Source organism: Runella zeae DSM 19591 (assembly GCF_000423565.1).
Lineage (GTDB): Bacteria > Bacteroidota > Bacteroidia > Cytophagales > Spirosomataceae > Runella > Runella zeae.
Genome location: NZ_AUIF01000047.1, coordinates 52,413 through 77,650, shown reverse-complemented (window position 1 = coordinate 77,650; position 25,238 = coordinate 52,413). Strand labels below are relative to the sequence as shown.

The 25,238-nt window shown below is 42.2% G+C and carries 19 protein-coding genes; 18 read left to right on the top strand and 1 reads right to left on the bottom strand.

All coding sequences use genetic code 11. The features are described from left to right. Nucleotides 1–12 precede the first annotated feature (12 nt). The 13 genes from G563_RS0115325 to G563_RS0115260 all read left to right on the top strand — a co-directional run bounded on the left by G563_RS0115325 (nt 13) and on the right by G563_RS0115260 (nt 17,670). A complete protein-coding gene (locus G563_RS0115325; protein WP_028666094.1) occupies nt 13–1,548 on the top strand; it encodes a SusD/RagB family nutrient-binding outer membrane lipoprotein in 1,536 nt (511 codons plus the stop codon). A 149-nt stretch (nt 1,549–1,697) separates the two neighbouring features. Then, nucleotides 1,698–4,973, top strand: coding sequence for a VCBS repeat-containing protein (locus tag G563_RS0115320; protein WP_028666093.1), 3,276 nt, complete (start codon nt 1,698–1,700; stop codon nt 4,971–4,973). Between the two features lie 258 nt (nt 4,974–5,231). Further along, nucleotides 5,232–7,055 (top strand): sodium:solute symporter family protein, encoded by a 1,824-nt coding sequence (locus tag G563_RS0115310; protein ID WP_028666092.1) that lies wholly within the window; start codon nt 5,232–5,234, stop codon nt 7,053–7,055. 103 nt (nt 7,056–7,158) lie between these two features. After that, nucleotides 7,159–8,346 carry a glycoside hydrolase family 130 protein gene (locus G563_RS0115305; RefSeq protein ID WP_028666091.1) on the top strand — a complete coding sequence of 396 codons (1,188 nt, stop codon included), beginning with the start codon at nt 7,159–7,161 and terminating at the stop codon, nt 8,344–8,346. A gap of 6 nt (nt 8,347–8,352) precedes the next feature. Then, nucleotides 8,353–9,573: an AGE family epimerase/isomerase gene (locus G563_RS0115300; RefSeq protein ID WP_028666090.1), complete on the top strand. Its 1,221-nt coding sequence runs from the start codon at nt 8,353–8,355 to the stop codon at nt 9,571–9,573. Nucleotides 9,574–9,580: 7 nt separating this feature from the next. Then, nucleotides 9,581–10,585, top strand: a complete 1,005-nt coding sequence (locus G563_RS0115295; RefSeq protein WP_028666089.1) for a glycoside hydrolase family 5 protein — start codon at nt 9,581–9,583, stop codon at nt 10,583–10,585. A 50-nt stretch (nt 10,586–10,635) separates the two neighbouring features. After that, on the top strand, nt 10,636–12,588 hold the full coding sequence (locus tag G563_RS0115290; protein WP_028666088.1) for a sialate O-acetylesterase: 1,953 nt from the start codon (nt 10,636–10,638) through the stop codon (nt 12,586–12,588). A gap of 87 nt (nt 12,589–12,675) precedes the next feature. After that, nucleotides 12,676–13,668 carry an L-glyceraldehyde 3-phosphate reductase gene (mgrA, locus tag G563_RS0115285; protein WP_028666087.1) on the top strand — a complete coding sequence of 331 codons (993 nt, stop codon included), beginning with the start codon at nt 12,676–12,678 and terminating at the stop codon, nt 13,666–13,668. A gap of 4 nt (nt 13,669–13,672) precedes the next feature. After that, nucleotides 13,673–14,806 (top strand): glycoside hydrolase family 26 protein, encoded by a 1,134-nt coding sequence (locus G563_RS0115280; RefSeq protein ID WP_028666086.1) that lies wholly within the window; start codon nt 13,673–13,675, stop codon nt 14,804–14,806. A gap of 69 nt (nt 14,807–14,875) precedes the next feature. Further along, nucleotides 14,876–15,640 carry a cupin domain-containing protein gene (locus G563_RS0115275; protein ID WP_028666085.1) on the top strand — a complete coding sequence of 255 codons (765 nt, stop codon included), beginning with the start codon at nt 14,876–14,878 and terminating at the stop codon, nt 15,638–15,640. 12 nt (nt 15,641–15,652) lie between these two features. Next, on the top strand, nt 15,653–16,255 hold the full coding sequence (locus G563_RS0115270; protein WP_028666084.1) for a DNA-3-methyladenine glycosylase family protein: 603 nt from the start codon (nt 15,653–15,655) through the stop codon (nt 16,253–16,255). A 70-nt stretch (nt 16,256–16,325) separates the two neighbouring features. Then, on the top strand, nt 16,326–16,844 hold the full coding sequence (locus G563_RS0115265) for a hypothetical protein (RefSeq protein ID WP_157585354.1): 519 nt from the start codon (nt 16,326–16,328) through the stop codon (nt 16,842–16,844). 28 nt (nt 16,845–16,872) lie between these two features. Further along, nucleotides 16,873–17,670 (top strand): glycoside hydrolase family 25 protein, encoded by a 798-nt coding sequence (locus tag G563_RS0115260; protein WP_028666082.1) that lies wholly within the window; start codon nt 16,873–16,875, stop codon nt 17,668–17,670. 1 nt (nt 17,671) lies between these two features. Here G563_RS0115260 and G563_RS0115255 read toward each other — a convergent pair whose 3' ends face one another. Then, complete coding sequence (locus G563_RS0115255) at nt 17,672–18,769, bottom strand: DUF922 domain-containing protein (RefSeq protein ID WP_028666081.1); 1,098 nt, start codon at nt 18,767–18,769, stop codon at nt 17,672–17,674. A gap of 201 nt (nt 18,770–18,970) precedes the next feature. Between G563_RS0115255 and G563_RS0115250 the strand changes: the two genes are divergently transcribed. The 5 genes from G563_RS0115250 (at nt 18,971) to G563_RS0115230 (ending at nt 25,127) form a co-directional block, all read left to right on the top strand. Then, nucleotides 18,971–19,438, top strand: a complete 468-nt coding sequence (locus tag G563_RS0115250) for a deoxycytidylate deaminase (RefSeq protein WP_037327010.1) — start codon at nt 18,971–18,973, stop codon at nt 19,436–19,438. A 6-nt stretch (nt 19,439–19,444) separates the two neighbouring features. Then, on the top strand, nt 19,445–20,041 hold the full coding sequence (locus G563_RS0115245; protein WP_028666079.1) for an acyl carrier protein phosphodiesterase: 597 nt from the start codon (nt 19,445–19,447) through the stop codon (nt 20,039–20,041). A gap of 151 nt (nt 20,042–20,192) precedes the next feature. Further along, a complete protein-coding gene (locus G563_RS0115240; protein ID WP_028666078.1) occupies nt 20,193–20,708 on the top strand; it encodes an MOSC domain-containing protein in 516 nt (171 codons plus the stop codon). Between the two features lie 79 nt (nt 20,709–20,787). Further along, complete coding sequence (locus tag G563_RS0115235) at nt 20,788–22,557, top strand: DNA polymerase III subunit gamma/tau (RefSeq protein ID WP_028666077.1); 1,770 nt, start codon at nt 20,788–20,790, stop codon at nt 22,555–22,557. Nucleotides 22,558–23,162: 605 nt separating this feature from the next. Beyond that, complete coding sequence (locus G563_RS0115230; protein WP_051210996.1) at nt 23,163–25,127, top strand: DUF3858 domain-containing protein; 1,965 nt, start codon at nt 23,163–23,165, stop codon at nt 25,125–25,127. Nucleotides 25,128–25,238 lie beyond the last annotated feature (111 nt).

Sequence of the window (25,238 nt, the reverse complement as noted above, 5' to 3'; positions counted from 1 at the left end):
GAAATTTTGACCATGATACGTAAAATAGCATTAATTCTTTGTCTAATAGGTACCTTGGGGTCGTGTACGAAAGATTTTGAAACCATCAACGTTAACCCCAACGCTCCTTCTTCAGTACCTCTTGATTATCTTTTGGCTCAATCGACCCTCTTCATTACGGGTGAAGGTGGCGACCCGGGCTATCGTTCGTGGCGTACTAATTTTATCTACGCTGCTATGATGATGCAGCATATGTCGTCGGTAGAAGTAGGTTTTTACCGTGGTACTGTGTATACTTTTCAGGGGGATTTGAGTGCCGCTTGGTTTGAAAGAGCTTATCCAAACTCTATCAAAAACTTAGTCAATTTGATTGAACTTTCTAAAGCTGATGCCAAACAAGTAAATATCTTGTCGATGGCGCGTATTTTGAGAGTGATTGAAATTGGGGTATTGACCGATGTGTATGGTGATGTCCCTTACTCAGAAGCTGGATATGCTGCTTTGACGGGTACATTTTCCCCTAAATATGATGCCCAAAAAGACATCTATGCTGATATGCTTAAAGAACTCGAAGAAGCTGGAAATGCGTTGAGCGCTTCGGCGTACATTCCTGCTACTGCCGACTTGGTGTTCGGGGGAGATATCAACAAATGGAAACGTGCTGCCAACTCTTTGATGCTTCGTTTTGCAATGCGTATGCAAAAAGTAGACGCTGCTGCTGCTCAGACTTGGGCCAAAAAAGCCGCTGACCGTGGTTTGATGACAAGCATTGATGATAGCTTCGGGGTAAAGTTTGCGAATACTGGTGCTGGAAACAACGCCAACCCTAACTCTTGGAATATGTTTCCTGGGGGGCGTGGTATCGTGACTGCTGACAATATTCAGTGGGGGAAAACCTACATTGATGCGATGAAAGCACGCAAAGACCCTCGTTTGGGTGTAGTATCGGCGCTTAAATCAGGCGACAAAACCCCCGATAAGCAAATCGGCTTGCCAATCGGTACTGATGCTACAATGCTAGCTGCATTGGCAGCTCCGCTAAACAGTCGTGCCAATTATTCACGCCCTGCGCCTAATATGTATAACCTGGGCAACACGCAATTTGTAATGACTTATACCGAGTCAGAGCTGCTCAAAGCTGAGGCTATTGAAAGAGGTTGGGTAACAGGTACTGCCAAAACCGCCTATGACAATGGCGTAAAAGCAGGTATCAAACAAATCAACTCTTATGGTGGAACCCTCACCGACGCAGATGCAGAAACTTATTTAGCAGCTAATCCGTATCCTACCACAGGTACACTAGATGCCAAAATGGACGCAATTCATACCGAATTCTGGATGTCGACTGGTTCGTTGTTACAGCATATCGAAGCATGGGCTAACTGGCGCAGAACAGGTTATCCTAAATTGACGCCTGTCAACTATCCTGGCAACGAAACAAACGGACAAATTCCGCGTCGTTTGCGTTACTCGCAAGGCGAATACGGAGTCAATCCTAATATTGATGCTGCCGTAGCACGTCAAGGAGCTGATTTGTTTACCACTCGGGTATGGTGGGATAAACAATAAATAAGGCTAGGCTAAATGATTATCAAAAAAGGACATTTCCTAAAGAGATGTCCTTTTTTGATTAACTTAACCCCGGCAACGCTCTGTGCGTTGCTGGGGTTGGTTTAATTAAAGAAATCCTTATGAGAAAAGACATTACACACATTAAAATGTTAAAATTTAATCTGCTAATTATTTTTTTGGGAGCGTTGGGAATTAGCTCATGCAAGGAGAAAACTTCTACATTTAAAAGATTAGACGCTAGCGATACAGGGCTAGATTTTGTCAATAAAATCGAAGAAACGGAGCAAGATAATGTGCTTAATTATGAGTACTTCTACAATGGAGGAGGGGTAGCAGCGGCAGATTTCAACAACGACGGTCTCGTAGACTTGTACTTTACGGCCAACCAAGGTTCTGATAAGTTGTATCTCAACGAAGGAAAGTTACATTTTAAAGATATTACCCAAAGTGCGGGCATTGAGTGGAAAGGTGAATGGAAAACAGGAGTGACTGTGGTAGATATCAACAATGACGGATGGCAAGATATTTATGTGTCGGTATCGAGTAATATAGACCGTCCTGAATTGCGAAAAAACAAACTCTATATCAACCAAACCAAAGACAAAAACAATGTTAAGTTTGTAGAGAAGGCGGTAGAATATGGTCTAGATTTACCTACCTACACTACTCAAACGGCTTTTTTTGACTATGACAACGACGGTGACTTAGATGCTTATGTCCTGAATCACAACGTCAAAGACTTTAAACGTTTTGATGTAGAAGCAGTGCATTTTATGAGAGATTCGTTGGCTGGCGATAGACTCCTGCGCAACGACAATGGGAAGTTTATAGATGTAAGTGTCAATGCAGGTATCAAAGGAAACCCTATCGGATTTGGTCTCGGAATCAGCACCGCAGACCTCAATAGTGATGGTTGGATGGATATTTATGTGTCCAATGATTATATCGAAAACGATTATTTTTACCTCAACAACCAAGACGGAACTTTTACGGATCAAATCGCCCAAGCCACCAATCACGTGAGTTATTTTTCGATGGGCAATGAAGTGGGGGATGTCAACAATGATTTATTGCCTGATATCATCACCATGGATATGCTTCCCGAAGACAACAAACGCCAAAAATTGCTCTTTGGCCCTGACAAATATGAAGCTTATCTTTCTATGCTTCGCTACGGCTTACACAACCAAACCATGCGGAATATGCTACAGCTAAACATTGGAAATCAAGCCTCTCTAAATCCCAAAAATCCTAATGCTTCAGTACCGGTTTTCTCAGAAATAGGTCAGCTAGCGGGTATTTCCAATACCGATTGGTCTTGGTCGGCTTTGCTCGCCGATTATGACAATGACGGCTTTCAGGATTTGTTTGTGACCAATGGCTATTTGCGCGATTATACCAACAACGATTTCATTAAATACTATGCCGAAATCGGCGAAAACAATAAAGAGAGTGTGATGGAGGTCATCAAAAAAATGCCCTCTACCAAAACGCCCAACTACATTTTTAGAAACAATCATGATCTGACATTTTCTAACAAACAGGCCGATTGGGGATTTGATAGCCCCGTAATCTCAAATGGGGCGGTATATGCAGACTTGGACAATGACGGCGACCTAGAAATCATCACCAACAACATCAATGAAGCGGCTTCTCTTTATCAGAATTTGTCTAACGACGAAGGAAAGATTAATTATGTAGATATAAAGCTGACAGGAATGCCGACTAAGTCAGTAGTCGGAACGAAAGTGTACGTTTATAGTAATGATTTGGAACAATACCGGGCTTTTACGCCTACGCATGGTTATCAAAGCAGCATGATGATTCCGCTGCATTTTGGGTTAGGAACTTACCCTAAAATAGACAGTGTGGTCGTGATATGGCCCGATCAAAAAGCCCAAAAGTTGACCAAAGTCGTTCCCAATAAACTATTAGAAATCAAATATAGTCCGAATCATAGCGTAACAAAACCCAGCAGCAAGACCCTTTTCAAATCTTCCGACAATCTTGCTTTTGAACATCAGCAAATTCCGTTCAATGATTTCAGTCGGCAGCTGCTGTTACCTCATATGTACTCTTATCAAGGGCCGTGTATGGCCAAAGGGGATGTCAACAAAGACGGCCTTGATGATATTTATTGGGGAGGAGGAAAAGGTCAAGCAGGGCAGTTGTTTTTGCAGCAGGCAGGGGGTAAATTCGTTAAAAAAGAACTAACTGTATTCACACAAGACGAGCTTTGTACGGATACTGATGCCGTATTTTTTGATGTTGACAAAGACGGAGATTTGGACTTGTACGTCACGAGTGGTGGCTATGAGTATTTGCCTAATGATTTGATGCTTCAAAATCGTCTTTATCTCAATGATGGTAAGGGGGGATTTACCAAAAATTTTGATGCATTGGTAGCCGAAAATTTTGCCGATAACGACGTCGAAGTCCTTGATTTTGATAAAGATGGTGATTTTGATTTGTTTGTTTCGGGAGGGGTAGTGCCTCAAGAATACCCTCGTTTCAACCCATCTAGATTGTATCGCAACGACAACGGTAAGTTTACCAAAGTTGAAAATCAAGCCTTTGAAAACGTAGGAATCATCACCGATGCCTGTGTGCTTGATATAGACAAAGACGGTTATGAGGATATTGTGGCAGTAGGGGAGTGGACGGGTATCGTACGCTTAAAAAATGAAAAAGGCACTTTCAAACGCATAACAGATGAGCTAGACAAAACAACGGGGCTGTGGCAAAGTGTATCAGCCGCCGATTTTGACAATGATGGAGACAAGGACTTAATGGTGGGAAATTATGGCTTGAACTCCCAATGGAAAGCTTCGGCTACGGAACCTATGACACTTTACACAGATGATTTTGACGGAAATGGCCGCATAGACCCTTTCATTTCTTATTTTATTCAAGGAAAGAGCTATCCGGCTTACAGCAAAGATGAGTTATCGGATCAGTTGGTTCCGCTCAAAAAAACGTACAATAATCATGAGAAGTACGCCACCGCTACAACGGAAGATATTTTGGCTGTTTTTAAAGATAAAACACCCGAAAAACGGGAAATTACGACACTTTCTACCTTATATTTGGTCAATGACAATGGGCATTTTACCCCTAAAACTTTCCCTATGGAAGCCCAATTTGCGCCTATTTATGCCATCTTGTGCGAAGATATAAATGGAGATGGTTTTAAAGACTTGGTTTTGGCCGGAAATCAAACCCACGCAAGGGTCAGAATTGGCAACATAGATGCTAATTTTGGTCAAGTTTTTATGAATAATAAAAAAGGTGGTTTTGAATATCTACCTCCGTATCTGTCGGGATTGTATGTAAGAGGGGAAGCTCGCTCGGTAGTAATGGTTGGAGACCAGTTGATTGTGGGCGTTAATTCGGGCAAATCATCGATTTATAAGAAAGAATAATTAGCCTAATAAGAAGCAAGTGAAGTGGGAGGGTAGAGGCCTTTTAAAAAGATTTACCACTCCTTTTTTAAATTGTTTTTGTAGAAAAAATGCAAAAAATGAGCAAAATAGTATTATGTGCTCTTGGCTTCAAAAAGCGAACTTTGTAGGAATGTAAATATGGTATATTTTTCTATTTTCCTCCAACTAAAAGCTTTTTGTATGATGCAATAAAAATAGCCTTCCATATAATGCCCTGCTGCTCGCTAGCCGACTTAAATGAAAATTAAAGAACTTGATATTTTGGTAGTTGTACTCTATTTGGTAGCTATCACATCCATTGGAGTAATTACAAAAAAGCGTGCGCAACGAAGTAAAAAAGACTACATGCTTGGCGGAAACAACCTGCCTTGGTGGATGTTGGGTATTTCAAATGCCTCTGGGATGTTTGACATATCGGGTACGATTTGGATGGTGTCGATTATGTTTGTGTATGGTCTCAAAAGTATTTGGCTTGTGTGGTTATGGCCCGTTTTCAATCAAGTTTTTATGTTTATATACTTGGCTAGTTGGTTGCGAAGGTCAGGCGCATCGACGGGGGCTGAGTGGATGCTAACTAGGTTTGGTGATAAAAAAGATGCTCAATTAGCGCACAAAATCATCATAGCGTTTGCATTGTTGAGTTGTTTTGGGTTTATGGCTTATGGATTTATTGGATTAGGCAAGTTTGTTGAGATTTTTATCCCATTTTCATCAATTTCGCCCTACTTACCATTTACGGTTTCGGCTGAGTTTGTGCCACATTTGTATGGTATCGTTTTTACGCTTTTTGCGGTCTTTTACTCAGTCATGGGAGGGATGTCGAGTATCGTGTGGGCCGATGTGGTACAATATAGCCTTATGGCGATTGGAGCAGTAGCGATTGGGATTGTAGCCATGAGTGAGTTGGCGGGGCATACCCTTCCTGTACCAGCGGATTGGTCTAATCTTTTCTTTGGGTGGGATTTACATTTGGATTGGTCAAGTATTATTCCTGAAGTTAATCAAAAAATAGTGGACGATAAGTATAGCCCTTTTGGTATGTTTTTTTCGTTGATGTTGACTAAGGGCATATTAGCAAGTTTGGCGGGGCCTGCACCCAACTATGATATGCAAAAAATCCTTTCGACGCGTTCGCCTCGAGAAGCATCTCTGATGAGTATGTTTGTCAATGTAGTGTTGCTACCTACGCGTTATTTTATGGTTATCGGGGTCACGGTGCTAGGACTTTTATACTATCATCAGCTTGATATTCACTCGTTAGAGGGAGGCGTAGATTTTGAGAAAATTCTGCCTGCTACTATTCTCAAATTTGCCCCTGCTGGTTTATTAGGATTGTTTTTGGTCGAATTGTTGGCTGCTTTTATGGGAAGTTTTGCGGGGACTCTTAACGCAGCCCAGGCGTATGTGGTCAATGATATCTATCTCAAATCACTCAAACCCAATGCTTCTAATGAAGAAGTGAGTCGAGCCAATTATATCATAGGAATTGTGTTGGTCGGAATTAGCATTATTTTGGGGATTTTTGCCAAAGATGTCAATAGTGTATTACAGTGGATTGTGGGGGCGCTGTATGGGGGGTACGTAGCGGCCAATGTACTCAAATGGCATTGGTGGCGCTTCAATGGCTATGGATTTTTTTGGGGAATGGCGGCGGGCATTTTTTCGGCGATGGCCTTACCGTATATCTTCCCTAATACCTTGCCCTTGTTTTACTTTCCATTGATTTTGTTGTTGTCGTTTGTAGGAGCGGTGGGAGGGGCACTTCTTACACCGCCTACCGATATAGAAGTTCTCAAGAAATTTTACCGAGATGTACGTCCGTGGGGATTTTGGAAACCCGTTCATCAGGAAATATTAAAAAAAGAACCTGATTTTAAACCAAACAAAAATTTTGGTTTAGATATGTTCAATGTTTTCATGGGCATTGTAGCTCAAACGGCCATTACTTCTCTGCCAGTATATGTGGTGTTGCTGATGCCCACACATAGTTTAATCACGGCGGTGGTATTGGTGGCGAGTGTGGGTATTTTATGGAAAACATGGTATCAAAAGCTTATATGATTCCATTTGAAGTACCCAAAAACCATTGAAGTGCTTGCTGCGGTGCAATTACTTAATCATAAAAATGATTTTGCTCTACCAGTAACTTTAGATATTTATTGAGATGACTACATTTAACGAACGCCTTTCGTTGCTAGAGGAGGCTTATCAAGAGTTGATTTCTAAGAAAAATCTTCCCAAAAAACTGGGAAATGGCATATATGATCGCTACGAAAATCCAGTCTTGACGGCGGGGCATATACCTTTGTTTTGGCGATATGACCTCAATCCTCTTACCAATCCATTTTTGATGGAGCGTATCGGCTTCAATGCTACTTTCAATGCCGGCGCTATCAAATGGGAAGGCAAATACTTGATGGCCGTAAGAGTGGAAGGAAAAGATCGCAAGTCTTTTTTTGCCATTGCCGAAAGCCCTAATGGAATTGACCAATTTCGCTTTTGGGATTTTCCTATCACCATGCCCGAAACAGACCTGCCTGATGGCAACGTATATGATATGCGTTTGATTTCGCACCAAGACGGATGGGTCTACGGATTGTTTTGTACCGAGCGCAAAGACCCCCAAGCCAAAAAAGGAGACGAAAGCGCGGCGGTAGCTCAATGTGGCATCGCACGTACCAAAGATTTGAGGCATTGGGAGCGTTTGCCAGACCTCAAAACGCCTTCACCTCAGCAACGAAACGTGGTCTTACACCCAGAATTTGTGAACGGGAAATATGCCTTGTATACCCGCCCGCAGGATGGGTTTATTGAGGCAGGTTCAGGAGGGGGGATTGGCTTAGGGTTTACCGATTCTATGGAAAATGCCGTGATTGATAAAGAGTTTATTGTCGACGAAAAACGTTACCATACGGTATATGAAGTCAAAAATGGACAAGGCCCTGCGCCTCTTAAGACCCCACTAGGATGGTTGCATTTAGCGCATGGGGTGCGCAATACCGCCGCTGGGCTGCGTTATGTGCTTTATATGTTTATGACTTCTCTCGATGACCTTACCAAAGTTATCTACAAACCTGCGGGCTATTTTATGGCACCAGAAGGCGAAGAAAGAGTAGGGGATGTTTCGAATGTGACGTTTTCTAATGGTTGGATTTTGGACGACGACGGTACGGTTTTTATTTACTATGCTTCTTCTGATACCCGTATGCATGTAGCAACAAGTACCCTCGAAAAACTGCTGGATTACTGTATCCATACTCCCTCGGATGGCTTTCGGTCGGCTACGTCTGTCGAGACAGTTAAGGAGTTGATTAGTAGCAATTTGTCTTTTATTAGTAAAACTGGTAGTTAACAAACAATGCAGTCTTCTTTCCTCAAAGAAATAGAAGAAGAATTAGGGAATATTCTCCATTTTTGGGCCGAAAATGCCCCCGATTCCATTCATGGGGGTTTTATCGGAAAAATGACCTATGACGGTCAAAAACAGACTGATGCACTCAAAGGTGGCGTGCTCAATGCTCGTATTTTGTGGACGTTTGCGGCGGCTTATCGATTTAGTGTTGATCATCAATTTCCCAAAATATCATCACAGCAATTGCTCCAAACAGCTACCCGTGCCTTTGAATATTTTCTGGCTCATTTTCGTGATACCACCTACGGAGGAGTGTATTGGGCGGTGAACACCGATGGCAGCCCTTCTGATACCCGCAAGCAAATATATGGGCTTGCTTTCGGCCTCTATGGCATAAGTGAATACTACCGAGCCACTAAACAGGAAGCAGCCTTAGAATTTGCGATTGAGCTTTTTGAGACTATCGAAAAACATAGTTTTGATACTGTCAATGGAGGATATTGGGAAGCTTTTAGCCGAGATTGGCAGCGATTGGAGGATTTGCGACTCAGCCAAAAAGACCGCAACGACCCCAAAACGATGAATACGCATTTGCACATTGTAGAAGCCTATGTCAATCTTTACAGGGCTTGGCCAGATGTCAAACTAAAAGACCGCATCCGCTATCTTCTTTGGATTTTTGAGCAGTATATTTTATCGCCTGAAAGCAAACACCTGCGTCTTTTTTTTGATGCTGCTTGGCAACCCCAAACCCAAGTTATTTCGTTTGGGCATGATATTGAAGCTTCGTGGCTATTGTACGAAGCCGCCCAAATAGTGGAAGATAAGCCTCTGATAGACAAGTGGCAGCAAATTGCCCTTACCCTGGCCACTGCAACTATCGAAGGGAGAAATCAGGACGGTAGTTTAAATCACGAATATGACCCTGATACGAATCATTGGGACGCTCATCGGGAGTGGTGGGTGACGGCGGAGGGTATGGTAGGCTATCTCAATGCTTTTATGATAAACAACGACACTCGTTTTTGGGAGTATGTGCAAAAACTCTGGGATTTTGCAAAAAATCATCTCATCAATACAAAGCAAGGAGAGTGGGATTGGGGAGTGCATCCTGATATGTTGCCTATGAAGGAAGAAGACCGCATGGGTTTTTGGAAATGCCCCTATCACAATGCCCGCGCTTGTATGGAAATCCTGATGAGACTCAAAAAAATGAATCAAAATTAAATACCGAATGATGCAAAAATTATTATTCTTTTTCCTGCTTTGGGTTTGTTTTACCAATCTAGCACAGTCCCAATCTTCTTTGCCAAAAATCAAAGTAAAGGGAAATCAGTTTGTGACAGAGCAGGGCAAGACAATCGTGTTTCGTGGATTAAATATGAGCGACCCCGACAAACTTTTTAACGGCGGGCATTGGGACAAAAGAATATTTCAAGAAGCTAAAAATTGGGGAGCCAATGTGCTGCGTTTTCCGGTGCATCCTGCCGCTTGGCGGCGCCACGGCAAAAAGAATTATTTAAAATTGCTCGACGACGGTGTTCAATGGGCCGCCGAATTGGGCATGTATGTCATCATTGACTGGCACACAATCGGGAATCTGCGTACCGAAATGTACCAATCTGATAACTATGAAACGACCCAAAAAGAAACCTTTGAGTTTTGGCGGACAATGGCGCAGCATTATAAGGGAAACAATACCGTCGCTTTTTTTGAACTTTTCAACGAGCCTACCATCGCCAAAGGGCAACTGGGCACTTGTTCATGGGCGCAGTGGAAAGAACTCAACGAAGAAATGATTGGTATCATCAGGGCGCATAGCAACGATGTGGTGGTCTTGGTAGCAGGGTTCAATTGGGCCTATGACCTCACGCCGGTCAAAGATAATCCGATTCAAGCGGAGGGCATTGGCTATGTGAGTCACCCTTACCCCATGAAAAGAGAAAAACCTTGGGAAGAAAAGTGGACCGCTGATTGGGGATTTGTGGCTAAAAAGTACCCTCTTATTTTGACCGAAATTGGTTTTTGCACTGCCGACGAAGCAGGTGCTCACGTACCCGTGATAAGCGATGAGTCGTATGGAGATGCCATCACAAAATACACTGCAGCGCTTGGGATTAGCTGGGTAGTATGGGTTTTTGATGATCGTTGGGCACCCCGTATGTTTTCGGACTGGGATTTTACGCCTACTAGACAAGGAAAATATTTCAAAAAAGCACTTTTAGAGTATAACAAATAATTAGGGAGTGGCTTATGCTCATAAAGGCACAATTCTATACATTAACATCAATGAAAAAACTTCTACTTTTTGGCTTCTTTATCATTCAACTGCCTGTTGTTGCCCAACTCAAGCTTGCGCGTCTTTTTTCTGACCATGTGGTATTGCAGCGTCAAAAACCGATTCCTGTGTGGGGATGGGCTAAACCCAAAGAAAAAATAACCATTACACTAGCAGGCCAAAAACAAATAACAACAGCCGATGCTACGGGCAAGTGGACGGTAAAACTTTCTCCGATGGAGGCAGGTGGCCCTCACCAAATGGTAGTGACGACCAAATCTGAAAAAATAGAAATCAAAGATATTTTGATGGGTGAAGTATGGCTGTGTTCGGGACAATCCAACATGGAATGGCCCGTGAAGCAGGCTGATAATTATAAGGAAGAAAAGAAAAACGCTGATTTCCCCCAAATACGTCACTTTTTTGTGGGGCATGAAGTCACAATTACGCCCCAAAAAGAATTGACATCAGGCGAATGGAAAATCTGTAATGAAGAAAACGTCGGGAATTTTACGGCGGTTGGCTTCTTTTTTGCGAGAGAATTGTACCAAAAACTGAAAGTGCCTATTGGATTACTACATTCGTCGTGGGGAGGCTCGCAGGTAGAGGGCTGGATTAGCAAAGAAGGGATGCTTACAAACGATGAACTAAAAGCCTATGCGCAGGCATTGCCCAAAACTTGGGAAGAAGCTGATGCGATTTTGGACAAAAAAACGCGTAAACAGTTGCTCGGAAGTGAGGTGCTGCCTACTACCGCCGACGAAAAAAAATACACCGAAGCGGGGTATGATTTTTCAAAATGGTTAAAAGCTGGAAGTCCTTTGGGACAGTGGGATTGGAAAGGTATTTGGATGTTTAGAGGCAAAGGCTTTATGGCTTGTGAGGTAGAGGTTTTTGATGAGATGATTTCTCAGCCTACTACGCTAGGACTCGGAATTCAAGATAGTTTCAACGAAATCTACATCAATGGGCAATTGGTATCGGAAGGAATCGTGGAAGGAACACGCAAAATTTCGATTCCCGCGCATAGTTGGAAAAAAGGCAAAAATCAATTGGTGGTCAAATTTGGGAATATGGTACAGTTTCCGTGGTATGGTTTGGGGGTAAATGGTAGTCCCGACGATTTGTATGTAAGTACCAAAGACACAAAAGTAAGCTTGGCGTCGGGATGGTATTTGATGCCGTCTTTTGCTGAGCCACATACCTACAACCATAGCAGCAACAATGTCGGTACCACTATCTACAATGCGATGATAGAGCCGCTCGTGCCCTTTGCTATAAAAGGGGTGCTGTGGTATCAGGGAGAATCAAACGCGGGGCGGGCTTATCAGTATCGACAAACTTTCCCGCTGCTGATTCAGGATTGGCGCAAAAAATGGAATGACACGTTTTCATTTTATTTTGTACAATTATCTAGTTTTGGTGCTTATCAAAACAGCAACAACGGCAGTAGCTGGGCCGAGCTTCGGGAAGCTCAAACCATGACTTTGTCGGTACCCAAAACAGGCATGGCCGTGACGATTGATGTGGGAAATCCCAAGGATATTCACCCTACCAACAAGCAAGACGTAGGGCATCGCCTCGCACTCAATGCCCTCAAGTTTGACTACGGACAAGAGGTACTTCATTCGGGACCCATGTATGAGTCGGTGCAGTTTGATGAAGATAAGGCTGTTATTTCTTTTAATTTTGCGGGTGATGGCTTGACCGTCAAAGATAAATTTGGGTACGTAAAAGGCTTTGAAATTGCGGGTGAAGACAAGGTGTTTTATTATGCCAAAGCCGAAATCATCGGTGATAAAGTAGAAGTATATCATCCCAAAGGCCAGAAACCTGTTGCCGTACGCTACGCATGGGCCGATGCCCCAGAAGATGCCAATCTTTTCAACAGCGAAGGACTACCGGCTAGCCCTTTTCGTACCGACAATTGGGTAGGAAAAACCGTAGATAAAAAATTTGAATAAAACGCACTCGTTTTTCAAAAACGATTTTGATGGTTAAGAATCAAGTGTACAAAAACAAAACTCCTAAAAACTAACAAAGATTATCCTATGACCTATCTTCCTAATCATACTCGCTACGATCACATGACTTATCGTCGGTGTGGCAAAAGTGGCCTGAGATTACCCGCTATTTCGCTAGGGCTATGGCATAATTTTGGCGGGGTGGATGTTTTTGAAAACTACCGGGCCATTTTAAGAGCGGCATTTGACGCAGGTATCACTCATTTTGACTTAGCCAACAATTATGGCCCGCCTCCGGGGTCTGCGGAAGAAAACTTTGGGATACTCCTCAAAAAAGACTTTGCTGCTCATCGCGACGAGCTTATCATTTCGTCCAAAGCGGGTTATTTGATGTGGCCTGGCCCGTACGGAGAGTGGGGTTCGCGCAAGTACCTTATTGCAAGTTGTGACCAAAGCCTCAAACGAATGGGACTGGAGTATGTAGATATTTTTTACTCACATCGTCCTGACCCAAACACTCCTTTGGAAGAAACAATGGGTGCGCTTGATAGCATCGTACGCCAAGGAAAAGCCTTGTATGTGGGGATTTCTAACTATTCGGCAGAAGACTCCGCCAAGGCCATTGCGATTTTAAAGCAATTAGGCACGCCTTGTTTGATTCATCAACCCAAATACTCCATGATGGAGCGCTGGGTCGAAGGCGGGCTTTTGGATGTACTGCAAGAGTCGGGGGTAGGTTGTATTCCTTTTTCTCCGTTGGCGCAGGGTTTGTTGACAGATAAGTATTTAAAAGAAATCCCTCACGATTCGCGGGCTGCTAAAGAGCATGGTTTCTTGAAAAAAAGCCAACTTACCCCTCAAGCTTTGGAAAAAATAGGAAAGCTCAATGATTTAGCAATCCAACGTGGTCAAACTTTGGCTCAAATGGCATTGGCGTGGCTGTTGAAAGATAGTCGAGTCACATCGGTATTGATTGGCGCTAGTCGGGTTTCTCAATTACATGATTCTTTGAAGTGCCTAGAAAATGATAAGTTTAGCGCTGAGGAATTAGCTAGTATAGAAACAATTTTAGCGGCTTAGGAGGATGTTTTACAAAGTTATTTTGTGGGGCGTGAGCTTATTGCTTTTTGGAGTTTCGAGCAATGCCCAAATTGATAAAAACGCGACTAAACAAACCAAAGCCCTTTATAAAAACCTGCAACGATTGTCCAAAAAGCATACGCTTTTTGGACATCAACACGCTACCGAATACGGACACGGCTGGTCGGACGAACCAAACCGTTCGGACGTAAAATCAGTGGTAGGCTCGCACCCAGCAGTGATAGGGGTTGACTTTATGGGGTTTTCGGGAAGGTCACAAGAGGCAATTGAAAAGTCCATAAAATCAGTACGTCAAAATGTAATAGATACTTACAATCGTGGAGGAGTGACGACGGTAGCGTGGCATTTTTCGAATCCCGCTTCTGGAGGAGGATTTTATTGGAAAGATTCGATTTCGGTGGCAGCCATGCCTCTTATCAAGCCTTATGGCTCTCACCACGAAGCCTATAAAAAAATCTTGAGAACAATTGGAGACTTTGCAAAGTCAGTCGAAGGACAAGACGGGACACTCGCTCCCATGATTTTTCGACCTTTTCACGAATTTGACGGAGGATGGTTTTGGTGGGGTAAACCTCACTGTAGCCGCGAAGATTTCATGGATGTTTGGCGTTTTACGGTGTCTTATTTGCGCGATACTTTGGGCGTTCACAATTTTATTTACGCTTTTTCACCAGATAACAAATTTACGACCGAAGAGGCGTTTTTGGAACGTTACCCAGGCGATGATTGGGTTGATATGGTAGGAATGGACAATTATGGAGATTTTGGAAGAGACGGAAAATATAATTTGACTGCCGGTATTCAAAAGCTCAAAATTGTGTCTGATTATGCTCAAAAGGCCCACAAACTCGCCGCTTTTACGGAGACCGGTTTAGAATCAATTCCCAATACTACATGGTGGACAGAGACGTTGCTCAAAGCTTTAAAAACAGAGAAAATGCGTTTAGCTTACGTATTGGTCTGGCGCAATGATACTCGAAGCCCTACGCATTATTATGCGCCTTATCCTGGGCAAGTGAGTGTACCCGACTTTCTTAAATTTTATCAAAGCCCTTATACACTTTTTGAAAATGATTTAAGAAAAATATATAAGAAAAAGTTCTTGGGGCTCTTTTAGTTGCATAGTCTTAGCAACTTTTTTGGGGATGTTGGGGCAGTCCAAAATGACACACAACCATTTTTACTGATGAAAAACTTGATATGTTTGGGATTTGTATTGTCAGCCTTAAATGCACTAGGGCAGCTGATGCCCATCAAAGCAGACGTGTATGAATGGCGAAATGCGGCGGTGTCGAAAAAAAATAAAATAGAGCAGCGACAGATTTTGGAAGGAACGACCCCTGCCTTCAAGTACATGAAAATCCATGCCGAGACTTTACAGCCTAAACAAGGCTCCAAAAGCCACCAACACACTCAAGAAGAATTGATGATAGTGAAAGAGGGGGAACTTACGATGACTCTCAATGGCAAAACCGAAACCCTCGAAGCGGGCAGTATTGCGCTTATTATGCCGGGCGATGTGCATGGTTTTGAAAATAAAAGCGGGGAGTCAGTTACTTACTACGTCATGAATTATGAATCGGTAGAGCCGGTAGATTTGGAAAGAGGAGCGAAAGCGGGCGGGTCGTTGGTGGTACATTGGAATCAAGTAGCTTTTAAAACACACGACAAAGGGGGACGTAGAAATTTTTTTGACCGTGCTACGGCACATTCCAAACGCTTTGAGATGCACGTCACTACCCTCAACGAAGGCCTCATGAGTCACCCACCTCATACTCACCAAGCTGCCGAAATCTTATTGCTTACCGATAAGCAAGCTCAGGAGAGTATCAATGGTGAATGGATAAAGGCAGATGTAGGAGATATTATTTTTTTACAGTCAAACGTACCTCATGCTATCCAAAATATCAGCAAAGGAGCCTGTACTTACTTTGCCTTTCAATTTGAATAAAAAATTTTGAGAATGCTACCTGAAAATTACCTTGCAGCAAGCGACCCTATTTTGTCAAAAATTATTGAAAATACGCCCACTTTCAAAAAAACAGATTGGAACCAAGACGTTTATTTGGCATTGTTGGAGAGTATTGTTTCACAGCAAATTTCGGTAAAAGCCGCCGATTCTATTTTTGCTAGATTTAGGGCGTTGTTTCCTGAGCAATATCCTCATGCAGAGCTACTTGTGGTAGCTACCGATGAGCAATTGCGAAGTGCAGGCTTGTCTTCTCAAAAAATCAATTATCTGCGAAATGTAGCTACGTTTGCATTGGAGAAAGGGATTGATTATGACCATTTAGAAGCTCTTGGGGATGAGGAAATCATTGCATATCTTACCCCCATCAAAGGAGTAGGACGCTGGACGGTAGAGATGCTTTTGATGTTTGTGATGGAGCGCCCCGATGTATTTCCGATTGATGATTTAGTGATTCGTCAAAAGATGATAAAGGCTTACGAACTCACCCAAACAGGGCGCGATTTATACAAAACCCTTCACCAGATTGCAGAGCCGTGGCGGCCTCATCGTACCTTAGCGTGTCGTTATCTCTGGCGTTGGCAACCGGGTGTTTAAAGGCATTTTTGGTATAATTTTGGCTAGGTATACTTAAAAAATCGTTATTTTGCGCTCTAAATGAAGTGATATGGACCGTAAGACTCTGACTAGTAGGCAGTATTTTAAATTACTTTCATTGATTTATGGTGTGATGTTGCTAGCTCAGGTAGGTACTGGTACCGTATTGTTTTTGTTAAGAAATACCCAACTAAAAGTAACCCCAAATCACGAAATGCTTTCACAAGCATTGATGTATATTGGCCCGTTTTTAGCGTTTATGCTGCCTTTTATGGGGTGGGCTATTTCAAAACAAACCTTGAAATCCATTTCTTTAAAAGAATCTTTGTCGGAGAAATTGCGAAAATATCAGAGCAATTTACTCCTAAAATATGCTTTTTTTGAAGCTCCTACTTTGGTGTCGGCATTTGGGTATTTTCTCACGGGAAATATATGGTTTTTGGGAGCTGGTATTGGGCTGGTATTGTTTTTTTTGACACAAGCTCCCTCTAAAAAGCGTCTTCTAAAGACTCTTCCTTTTTCGCCCATAGAAGAAGCCAAACTCAATAATCCCGAAGCCGAAGTAACCGAACTACCCATCAAAGATTAAGGGAGCGAATTTTATTTGATCTTGTTTTATGGCTCGTCGTGTTAATACTTCTTCTCTTCCTCCCAAAAAACGTCCTCTTCCGCCCTTAGGTTGGGCTATCTTGGGGCTTGTGGTAATCTTGATAGGTGTAGGGCTTTGGTATTATAATCGACTCAATATCAACGAGTGGAGGCATGTACACAAGCTCGGTATACGCTTACCGATGAAATATGAGATTCACGGAATCGATATTTCAAAACACAATGGGCGTATTGACTGGAAACTTTTGCGAGAAATGAGGTTTGAGGACTTGCGCCTCCAATTTGCGTTTGTCAAAGCTACCGAAGGTACATCTCTCATTGACAAAGACTTCAAAACCAATTGGCAACAAGCCGATGAAGTGGGGCTATATCGAGGAGCGTATCATTTTTATATTCCTTGGAAACCCGCTTTGCCGCAGTTTGAGAATTTCAAAAAAGTAGCTAAGCTCAAAAAAGGAGATTTACCGCCAGTCCTTGATTTTGAAGTTGGTACCAATGCTTATAGTCGCGAGCAGGTCATCGAAAATCTACGGACTTGGCTACAATTGGCCGAAAATCACTATGGAGTGCAGCCCATTATTTATACCAATGCCGACTTTTATCGGCGATATATCAAAGACAATCTCGACAACTATCCCCTTTGGATTGCCGATTATTCAGGTTGGACGCTAAATCGCTACGATGATGCCACGATTTATTTTTGGCAACATTCCAAAAGTGGGTATTCGGAAGGAGTGCGTGGATTGGTAGACTACAATGTATTTTTGGGGGATGTGGACGCTCTCAAGAGAATTTGTGTAAAGTAGACTAAGGACGAGCCGGCGTAACCCCATAACTGCGCAATTCATCCCTGACCTTTTTGACCCATGCCGCTTGGGCTGCTTGGTTGGTTCCGTGCCCAGTCTCGTTGTCGTACTGGATTTGTAACTGACTATGTACCCGATAAAAATCAATGTACTGGTACTGCAACTCACTGCTAAAATCTTCGACCGAAAAGGTCATTTTTTGAAGATAACGTTTAAATCGCTCCGCTGCAAGGCGTGTGATGTCGAAGTGAAGCTGCTCATGGTCAAGTACATAGTCGTTTTTGGAGCCGGGCCTTACCCATGAGATGGTTTTGTCAATCCATATTTTAGGGCGAACATAGAGTTCGATGACTCTATTGGCAACGACGGTGCGAGCTTCAAAACCAAAACTAGTAAATACTTGAGCTGCCCAGCGACTCAACACGCTCGGTGCTCCTTGGAAGTCAGACCAGTTGAGGGGGCGCTTGGCATGATAATAAAGAGTGTCGCCGTGGTCAATAAGTGTTTCTTCTTCCAGAATGAGCTTTACTTCGCGGGCAAGCAAATCAGAGGTTTTGATGCCTTTGGCAAACCAATTGTTAAAACCCTTCAATTCATTTTCTAGTAATTTTCTGAGTATACCCTCAATCATTTCTTCGGGCACTACACCTGCGCGAGTGTAGGTAGTGGCGGCATTGCCGTTGGTAAGAAGTACACGCCGCCCTTCTCGGTATGTTTCGTAGCCCAGTATCATTTTGACTTCGCCCTTGACGCGGTTTTCAGGAGTGAGTGCCTCGCTAATCCGTAGTTCGTTGATAGTAAGCAAAATAGGCGTAAGAGAATCAGTATTGATAGGGTTAAAATTTTTCTTTAAGAAAGACTCCAAGGCATTGGCCGTACCACCTTGGAGCTGAGCAGTGAGGGGCTGAGGTCTACTCCAAATCTTGCCGATATTGGTAGTAATAGCCCTATTGTCAATTACTTCTAAGATAAAAAAGCCCTTAGGTTGGACGTTTAGGCGAATGGGTTTAAGGGCGATCATTTGGGTTTGAGCCCAAGCAGAATAGGAAGCTTGTAGCACAATAAAACCCAACAAAACACTAAAGATACTACGCTGCATAAATTTCTTATTCGTTACTTTGTGCTGTTCAAAGAGATGCTCCAACAAAGATACTTACGACTCTGATTTTAGGAATACTCTACAGTAGGTATCTTGATTGATAATGCTATTAACGGATAAATAACAAAAGAAAGAGGAAGAAGGGGCATTTTTTTTTAAGAGATTTGAACCTCATTAAACACAATAACCTACAAACAACTCATGCGTCCTGCTTTTGACGATATTTTTATGGAACTAGCCCAAAATTTAGCGCGTAGATCACACTGTATCAAAGCGCAAGTGGGGGCAGTTCTTACCAAAGACACCCGAATTATTTCGATTGGTTATAATGGTCCTCCTTCGGGTACTCACAATTGTGACGAGGAATTTCCGGAAGTAGGCTGTCCGCGCGATTCCAAAGGAAGCTGTTCGTTGGCACTTCATGCGGAGCAAAATGCTATCTTGTATGCCGTCAAAAATGGGGCTAATCTGGAAGGAACGACTCTGTACGTGACTTTGTCGCCTTGCATTGCTTGTGCGCGCGTGATTTATACGATGAAAATCAAACGTGTCATTTATTTGGATTCCTATGCTGATTATAAGGGCATTGGGGTAGATGAAGGGGTAGAGTTTTTGCGAAAATTTGGGGTTCAGGTAGAGCGGTTTCATAAACTAGTAGAGCAAGCATAGCACCTCATGAATTATCTAGCCCACTTTTACTTGTCATTTGAGCAAGAGCCCCTAATTGTGGGGAACTTGTTAGGTGATTTTGTGAGAGGAAGGCTAGAACATCCTCGCAATCAGCATTATAATGCAGCCGTAAAACAGGGGATATTATTACATCGTCATATTGATTTTTTCACCGATACGCACCCTACAGGGCAAGAATGCCGCAAAGTGCTTCCTGCTAGGTTTTCAAAGTTTAGAGGAGTGGTTACAGATATGTATTTTGATTATTTCTTGGCCAAGTACTTTAGAGATTATTCTACCTTTCCCCTTCATGAATTTGCGGTGTATGTCTATGGAATTTTAGATAAAAATCGTAGGGTATTGCCGCCTGATGCAGCATCATTGGCAGAAACAATGAAAAAATACGATTGGTTGTACAACTACCAATTTGAAGAGCGAATGATTCGTTCTTTCGTAGGAATGTCACAAAGGTTTCCGTTTTTGAAAGGCATCGAAACCGCCGGAGAAGAGCTATTTGCCAATGAACAAGTATATGCCGATTATTTCCGAACTTTTTTCCCAGATTTAGTTCATAGCTGTGAAGATTTTTTAGGAAGTGATTAAGGTCTCCTTTGGAGATACTGCTTGTCTTAGTAAGGAGATTGTGGGAAATTTTATTCTCAAATTTTCCTGTTTTCTGATAGCAACCTGATGGCATACTTATCTAGCGGCTTGTGACGAAATTAAGATTATTACATTTTCAAATTGACAAACTATGTTTACAGAACCCAGCCCTTTAAAAGAATTAATGAATCACTTTGCGCAGGCGGGAGAAGTGATTTGGATGGGGGTGAGACCCGCATCTCGACAGCCTGTAACGCCTATTAATGAGACTTTTGCCCGAATAGGAACGGGACTCGACGGTGACCGCTACCGTGGCAATCCCGACAGCAAACGCCAAGTGACCTTGATTCAGGCAGAGCATTTGGCGGCGATAGGCTCTTATTTGGGAAGAGGCATTATCAACCCGGTCTTGTTGCGGCGCAACATCGTCGTGACGGGTATCAATCTACTAGCGCTTAAAGACCACACCATCCAAATCGGAGAGGCGGTGATTCAGATCACAGGTTTATGTCATCCATGTAGTCGTATGGAGGAGGTGCTAGGAGAGGGAGGCTATAATGCCATGCGAGGGCATGGGGGAGTCACTGCCAAAGTACTGCATGAAGGCACGATTAAGGTGGGAGATACCGTAAAGGTGCTGAGTCAGCTAGACAACCTACATCAGTAACTGCCTGAGTACTTTTGACTTAATTTGGCAAAAGTTTTTTTCTGTTTGAATTCAACGGCGGACTTACTAACTTGCGGCCATGGCAGACAATTTTGTGGTATCGGCTCGGAAGTATCGTCCCGTTACGTTTGATACGGTAGTGGGTCAGTCGCACATTACGACTACCCTCAAAAACGCTATTCGTACCAATCACTTGGCACAGGCATTTTTGTTTTGTGGACCTCGTGGTGTTGGAAAAACAACGAATGCTCGTATTCTTGCAAAAACCATTAATTGTCAGCGACTTACCGATGAAGTGGAACCTTGCGGAGAGTGTGATTCGTGCGTGGCTTTTCAAAATAATGCCTCCTTCAATGTACATGAGCTAGACGCGGCGTCTAACAACTCCGTGGATGATATTCGGAACTTGATCGACCAAGTGCGCTATCCTCCTCAGACGGGTAAATACAAAATCTACATCATAGACGAGGTGCACATGCTATCGTCGGCGGCTTTCAATGCTTTTCTGAAAACCTTAGAGGAGCCACCTAGCTATGCCATTTTTATCTTGGCTACCACCGAAAAACACAAGATTTTGCCCACGATTTTGTCGCGCTGCCAAATCTTCGATTTTAATCGGATTCAGCCTAGTGATATTGCCGACCACATCGAACGAATCGCCCAAAAGGAAGGTATCCAAACTGAGCGCGAAGCCCTCGAACTCATTGCCCAAAAAGCCGACGGAGGTTTGCGCGACGCGCTGTCGATGTTTGACCTCAACGTGACTTTTTCGACCGACGGCACAGTGCGGTATCGGGATGTTTTAGAAAACCTCCACATCCTGGATTATGATTATTATTTTAAGGTAACAGATGCTCTTTTGGCGGGAGATTTGTCCCAAACCTTGTTGACTTTCAATGAGATACTCAAAAAAGGTTTTGACGGGCATTTGTTTGTTATTGGATTGTTGGAGCATTTTAGAAATTTACTAGTTTCCAAAGACCCCTCAACGGTGCAGTTGTTGGAAGTCTCCGAAACTGCCAAAAACAAATATTTGGACCAATCGGCCAAAGCTTCTTTGTCATTTTTATTGTCTGCGTTGAGTATTGGTGGTCAGTGCGATATCAATTATAAAGCCGCCAAACAGCAACGCCTACACGTAGAGCTGTGCTTGATGAAGTTGGCAAAGCTCGCAGATGTTTTGGATTTGGAGGCTATAGCGCAAGACGAAAAAAAAAAGCATAATATAAGTGCAACTACTTCGGTAACTGTGCCCAATGCCACGGTGACCACCCACGTGAATTTGGCCGGGAATCCAGCTGCCAGTAAACCCCTCATGACCACGAGCGAGCCTACGGTAAGTTATCAAAATGCCGCTTCCGGAACACTCGGCAAGCTACGCTCGACGGTCAACCTCAATGCTACGGCCATAGTAACCCCCGAAACGGCCAAAGTAACTACCTCAATTTCTAAGGAAGCAGAACCTCTAACGAGCTGGAGTGACCAGCCTTTTACGTTCGAACAACTCAAAGAAACTTGGGAGGCGTTTGCGCGTTTGAGGGAAACCAAAGGAGGTGGCGTAAGCGAGCAAATCATGCTCAATCGTGAGATTAAGTTTGAAAACATGACGATTGAGTTGATTTTGGATAATCTTCACCAAGAGACGCTTCTCAATGACATCAAGCCCGAGCTGCTGAGCTACCTTCGCCACACGCTCAAAAACCGTCAGATTCAAATCACGCACCGTATCGCGCCCAACGAGGTAAAACGCAACCCCTACACGCCCCTCGAAAAATTCAACGCCTTGGCCGAGCGCAATCCCGCCTTACTAGATTTGCAGCGGTTGTTGGGATTGGATGTGGATTTTTAGGAAAATTACCTTCTATTTTCTATATAATCATAACTGGTTATTTCGTACGCTTATTCTAAAGAGGCTTTATGATGATTAGTATTCAGTAGTTGCGCCTAAGTTTTAGGTTATTAGTAGTTTATATTGCTTCGGAGGTGCATAACTTGTTGCGTTGTTATGCTTCCGCAGGGGCAGCCCCGTCCGAAGCAAAAACTTAAAAAGATATCCTGCTACTACAAATGTTTAGCCTCTACCGAGGCTACTTTGAATTCCTCAAAAACTTTTGATTGAAAACTTAAATTCATAAATAATCGTGCTCTATCTCAGCGATATTCTACCTTAAGTTGCCCTTGATAGCAAAAATAATCTTACATTTTTGATGAAGAAAAATACTAATTTTTTATATCTAGCGTCAATTATAAACTAGTTGCTTTGGGTGGCCGTTTGATAAAAATCATTTCTTTTTAAATATTTTTCTTCTAATATTAGAGCGTTATATACACTTACAAATTATCAAGTATGCTTTTTAGCGATATTAGCAATTAGCATCATTTTATTTCAAACCATTTCTAAATTCTGTCCAACTCCATTTTATACTACCTGTTATTATTAAACCTCCCTCTTTTATGATTAAGTACATCATTACTTTTGTCACATTTATGGTGGCACTATCTACTACAGCCCAAGAAAACAAACATAAGTTTGGTGAAGCTTCTCTTGAAGAGATTAGCATGAAAGCTTACCCCAAGGACTCTTCGGCAGATGCGGTTGTATTGTACGATTATGGCGAGACTAATTTTAGATATACCAACAACAATATTTTTATTGTTTTAAAGCAACACAAGAAAGTAAAGATTTTGAAGAAATCGGCACTTGATAGAGCTTCTTCTAGCGTATTATTATACAAAGTTGGCAACAACGAAGAAAGGGTTTTTGATATTAAAGGATTTACTTACAACTTGATAGACGGAAAAGTAGTGAAAGATAAATTGTCAAAAGATATGATTTTTAAAGAAAAATCTTCTGACAATTATACAAATCACAAATTTACATTACCAAATGTGAAGGAAGGTTCAGTGATTGAGTATAGTTATGAAATCGAAACTCCCATGACTCTTTCTCATAATCCTAAAATGTGGATTTTTCAAAATGATATTCCCGTTGTATGGAGCGAATACAGAATCGATATTCCTAATATATTTTATTATACGATGTTGATGTCGGGGTATTTACCTTTAGCTATCAATGAAAAAAAACCTATAAATATTCGATTTGCTGGTTCTGATATGCCGGGTGTAAGCTATCGATTTGTGGTAGAAAATGGCGCGGCGTTTAAAAATGAACCCTACATCACGACTGCTCTTGATTACGTCTCTAAGATTGATTTTGAACTTGCAAGCATTGATTGGACTGGGGTTTTGACAAAAAACTTTTCCTTAGATTATGCTAGTATGAACAAAACCTTGCTTGTGGATTATAACCTAGAAGAACAGCTTCGTAAAACCAATTTTCTTAAAAATATTGCAAAAGAGATAAAAGCCAAAAATGCGGATACCCTTAGTCAATGGAGGGCTGCCAAAAATTACGTTTTTTCTAATATCAAATGGGATGGAAAAAGCAGTATTTATTCGACCGGTCTCAAAAAAGTATTTGATAAGAAAGAGGGTGATGCAGGCGACATCAATTTGCTACTTACAGCTCTTCTTAGAGAAATGGGTTATGATGCTAATCCGTTGATTTTGAGTACACGTTCAAATGGATATATCAACGAAACGTACGCACTGCTTAAAAAATTTAATTATCTAGTTGCGTACATGAATTACTACGGAAAAGATATTTTCTTGGATGCTACCGACGAATTTGCCGATGTGGGGGTTGTGCCTACAAGGTGTTTAAATAAAAAAGGATGGCTGGTACATCCTACAGAAGCTAGGTTTGTATCATTGATTCCTAAAGAACAAGATAGAGAATATAAGAAAGCGGAATTTGTGCTGAATGAAGAAGGCGAGCTGTCAGGGAAAATGTCGTTTTCGTATGCAGGTTATGGTGCTATCAGAGCCAAAAGTGATTTGAAAGAGACAGGGCAAGAAAAGTACTTAGAAAAAGTAAAAAAAGACAACCCTTCATGGTCTATTTCTAAAGTACAATATTCAAATACCGAACCAAACAATAGGGCCATGGAAGCAGCTTTTGAGTTGAATATCAATGAACACGTTACCAAAGCAGGAAATGTATTGTATTTAAAACCGATTTTAAGTAACGACTATGCCGAAAATCCATTTAAAGCTTCTGAAAGGTCATTTCCAGTAGATTTTGGGTGTTCACTAGACGAAACTTATATGGCTAATTTTGAAATTCCTGAAGGGTATAAAGTAATAGAAGCCCCCAAAAGTGCCTCTATTACTTTGCCTTCTGATGGAGGGCGGTTTTCGTATATGGTAAGGGTAGACGGTCGAAAAATAAACGTAGTCAGTAAAATACAACTTAAAAAGCCGATTTATTATGCCGAAGAATATTTATTCCTGAAAGAATTTTTTGATAAAATAATTGAAAAAAATCAGGAACAAGTTGTGATTAAAAAAGAAAATTAAAATTCAATTTTTAATAATGAAGTATAAGAAGGCATGGATAAAGGGTGTTTTAACTTTAGTGATTATCGTTAACACTTTAGTGGGACACGGGCAAAATTTTGCTGTTACAAC

Bases quoted from the DNA above. Each gene is read 5' to 3' on its own strand.
- G563_RS0115325 (WP_028666094.1), top strand. From the start codon at position 13: ATGATACGTAAAATAGCATTAATTCTTTGTCTAATAGGTACCTTGGGG.
- G563_RS0115320 (WP_028666093.1), top strand. From the start codon at position 1,698: ATGTTAAAATTTAATCTGCTAATTATTTTTTTGGGAGCGTTGGGAATT.
- G563_RS0115310 (WP_028666092.1), top strand. From the start codon at position 5,232: ATGAAAATTAAAGAACTTGATATTTTGGTAGTTGTACTCTATTTGGTA.
- G563_RS0115305 (WP_028666091.1), top strand. From the start codon at position 7,159: ATGACTACATTTAACGAACGCCTTTCGTTGCTAGAGGAGGCTTATCAA.
- G563_RS0115300 (WP_028666090.1), top strand. From the start codon at position 8,353: ATGCAGTCTTCTTTCCTCAAAGAAATAGAAGAAGAATTAGGGAATATT.
- G563_RS0115295 (WP_028666089.1), top strand. From the start codon at position 9,581: ATGATGCAAAAATTATTATTCTTTTTCCTGCTTTGGGTTTGTTTTACC.
- G563_RS0115290 (WP_028666088.1), top strand. From the start codon at position 10,636: ATGAAAAAACTTCTACTTTTTGGCTTCTTTATCATTCAACTGCCTGTT.
- mgrA (WP_028666087.1), top strand. From the start codon at position 12,676: ATGACCTATCTTCCTAATCATACTCGCTACGATCACATGACTTATCGT.
- G563_RS0115280 (WP_028666086.1), top strand. From the start codon at position 13,673: ATGTTTTACAAAGTTATTTTGTGGGGCGTGAGCTTATTGCTTTTTGGA.
- G563_RS0115275 (WP_028666085.1), top strand. From the start codon at position 14,876: ATGAAAAACTTGATATGTTTGGGATTTGTATTGTCAGCCTTAAATGCA.
- G563_RS0115270 (WP_028666084.1), top strand. From the start codon at position 15,653: ATGCTACCTGAAAATTACCTTGCAGCAAGCGACCCTATTTTGTCAAAA.
- G563_RS0115265 (WP_157585354.1), top strand. From the start codon at position 16,326: ATGGACCGTAAGACTCTGACTAGTAGGCAGTATTTTAAATTACTTTCA.
- G563_RS0115260 (WP_028666082.1), top strand. From the start codon at position 16,873: ATGGCTCGTCGTGTTAATACTTCTTCTCTTCCTCCCAAAAAACGTCCT.
- G563_RS0115255 (WP_028666081.1), bottom strand. From the start codon at position 18,769: ATGCAGCGTAGTATCTTTAGTGTTTTGTTGGGTTTTATTGTGCTACAA.
- G563_RS0115250 (WP_037327010.1), top strand. From the start codon at position 18,971: ATGCGTCCTGCTTTTGACGATATTTTTATGGAACTAGCCCAAAATTTA.
- G563_RS0115245 (WP_028666079.1), top strand. From the start codon at position 19,445: ATGAATTATCTAGCCCACTTTTACTTGTCATTTGAGCAAGAGCCCCTA.
- G563_RS0115240 (WP_028666078.1), top strand. From the start codon at position 20,193: ATGTTTACAGAACCCAGCCCTTTAAAAGAATTAATGAATCACTTTGCG.
- G563_RS0115235 (WP_028666077.1), top strand. From the start codon at position 20,788: ATGGCAGACAATTTTGTGGTATCGGCTCGGAAGTATCGTCCCGTTACG.
- G563_RS0115230 (WP_051210996.1), top strand. From the start codon at position 23,163: ATGATTAAGTACATCATTACTTTTGTCACATTTATGGTGGCACTATCT.